We start from the raw sequence: 1329 nt of genomic DNA, 5'->3' as shown, positions 1-1329 counted from the left end.
CTGACCAGCCAGGTCCAGAACAAGGAGGGGTGGGTACCACATCCGGTGGATGCCCAGTTGCGCAAGGAGCCGGGGACCAAGCTGCGCAGCATTCCGGTGCGGCTGCTGTTTGACGATCCGGACCTGAGCCTCAGGGCGAACTACACAATGTTTGATCGGGCCACGGGACGACCTCTGTGTGTTGGAGATGGAGAAAGCTGCAAGCGGGTGACCCTGTCAGGGATGCAGTCCCTGCCCTGTCCTTCGCCCGCGGTGTGTGCGCTCGCGCAGGACGGGAACTGTAAGCCGTATGGGCGGCTGCATGTGCGGGTGGAGGCTGAGGGGAGTACCGAGGCGGGTAAAGAGGGTATGAATGGCGATGAACTGGGCAGCTTTGTGTTCCGGACGACGGGGTTCAACAGCATCCGGACACTGTCGACCCGGCTGCGGTATCTGTTTGCGGTGTCGGGTGGGTTGCTGGCCGGGTTGCCCTTGGAGCTTCGGCTGCGGGGCAAGTCCACCACACTGTCGCACCGCACGCCGATCTACTACGTCGACCTGACGCTCAGAGGGGGAAGCAGCTTGGCCCAGGTCGTGGCATTGGCACGGCAGGAGCGGGATCAGCATGCTGCACTGGGGCTGGATCAGGCTGCGCTGGATGAAGCGGCGCGGCAGGGTTTGGCGCTGGGGGAGTTCGAGGAGTCGGAAGAGGAAGGGGTGGAGGTCGTCGAGGAGTTCTATCCAGATTCCGATACGGATAGAGATAGTGGAGCAGCGCAAGCACCTGCGCCGATCTCGCTGCGGGGCAAGCTGCATCGCAAGCAGGAAGCACTCGGAATGCGCGCCAATGCAACGGGTGATCCAGGGGCTTCCCATGCGGTTGCCTGAGGGGCTCGTTCGGCGCTATGCGGTGGGGTTGGTGATGGACACGGTGCCTTGCTATCGCAGTGGGCCGGATTCGGAACCAGGTGCCAAGGTGCTGCCGGGGATTCTGGTGAGGCATCGAGCGCCCCCCCATCGCACGGGGGCGTTGGTACTGCAGCAGGCAGTGGCCCTGCTCACTGGCCAGCGGGTGGCAGTACCAACGGTGACCAGTGCGGCCGGTGTGTTGCGCCATGCGCAGCGGCTGCTGCCGGGGTTCGATGCTCAGTTGGTCTGGGAGCAAGCGCCTTCGGACTTGCTGGCGCTGTGTCACGAGGCGGTTCACCGGGGTGGTCTGGTGCTGCTGATGTGGCAGTCGATTGCCAGGGAGGTGCGGGGAGCTCCTCGCCCGCCTTCCCCGCCGCCTCAATGGATGCTGGTGGTCGGGGTGGAGGGGCCTTGGAGACCTGTGGGGGACGGATCAGGCAA

General features: G+C 64.7%; 2 protein-coding genes. Both read left to right on the top strand.

The window, feature by feature from the left end; genetic code table 11:
• The coding region (locus tag DBR23_RS29770; protein ID WP_108499831.1) for a phage capsid protein at window positions 1–867 on the top strand (867 nt) is incomplete at its 5' end.
• 160 nt (window positions 868–1027) lie between these two features.
• The coding region (locus tag DBR23_RS31655; RefSeq protein WP_233250711.1) for a hypothetical protein at window positions 1028–1329 on the top strand (302 nt) is incomplete at its 3' end.

It is taken from the genome of Acidovorax sp. HMWF018, from assembly GCF_003061035.1.
In the GTDB taxonomy this organism is placed as follows: Bacteria; Pseudomonadota; Gammaproteobacteria; order Burkholderiales; family Burkholderiaceae_C; genus Acidovorax; species Acidovorax delafieldii.
The sequence above is the reverse complement of the archived record's forward strand: the minus strand, read 5'-3'. Positions and strand labels throughout refer to the sequence as shown.